The 1018-nt window shown below is 57.3% G+C and carries 1 rRNA gene; it reads right to left on the minus strand.

Annotation, left to right across the window (positions count from 1 at the left end):
* Positions 1-738: ribosomal RNA gene (locus T398_RS26845) — 23S ribosomal RNA — on the minus strand; the annotation flags it as partial.
* Positions 739-1018 lie beyond the last annotated feature (280 nt).

Here is a 1018-nt window from a genome sequence, read left to right on the forward strand (position 1 = left end):
ACGCCCTATTCAGACTCGCTTTCGCTACGGCTCCCCCACCCGGGTTAACCTCGCCACATGCCACTAACTCGCAGGCTCATTCTTCAAAAGGCACGCCGTCACCCCACAAAAGAGGCTCCGACGGATTGTAGGCGAACGGTTTCAGGTACTATTTCACTCCCCTCCCGGGGTACTTTTCACCATTCCCTCACGGTACTATCCGCTATCGGTCACCAGGAAGTATTTAGGCTTACCAGATGGTCCTGGCAGATTCACGGCAGATTACAGGAGTCCGCCGCTACTCGGGAACACCCACAGGAGACTGGCAGCTTTCACCTACCGGACTTTCACCGTCTACGGTCAGCCATTCCAGACTGTTCAACTAACCACCAGCTTTATAACTCCCCACACGAGTGTCAGCCCGTGCCGCAGGGTCCCACAACCCCAACCACGCAACCCCTGACAGGTATCACACGCAGCCGGTTTAGCCTCAATCCGCTTTCGCTCGCCACTACTCACGGAATCACAATTGTTTTCTCTTCCTACGGGTACTGAGATGTTTCACTTCCCCGCGTTCCCCCCACACACCCTATGAGTTCAGGTGCAGGTGACACCACATGACTGATGCCGGGTTTCCCCATTCGGACATCCTGGGATCACAGCTCGGTTGACAACTCCCCCAGGCCTATCGCGGCCTCCCACGTCCTTCATCGGCTCCTGGTGCCAAGGCATCCACCGTTCGCCCTTGACAACTTGACCACAAAGATGCTCGCGTCCACTGTGTAATTCTCAACAAACAACCAACCCGCAACCACCACCCCGCACCAGCAACACCACCCACCCCCCAAACGAGAGGCACAACAGCATCCGGTATACGAGACAAGCCACGCCAGGCAACACCGCCACCCCCGCAACACCACCAAACAGCAGCATCACAGAACCAACGGCCCAAGAAACAACCAACGGTCATTCCTTCAGGACCCAACAGGGTGTCCAACGCCAACCCCAGCCGCATCATCAACCCCTTCCCCCACCCCCC

The sequence above is a fragment of the Salinispora goodfellowii genome (genome assembly GCF_059570675.1).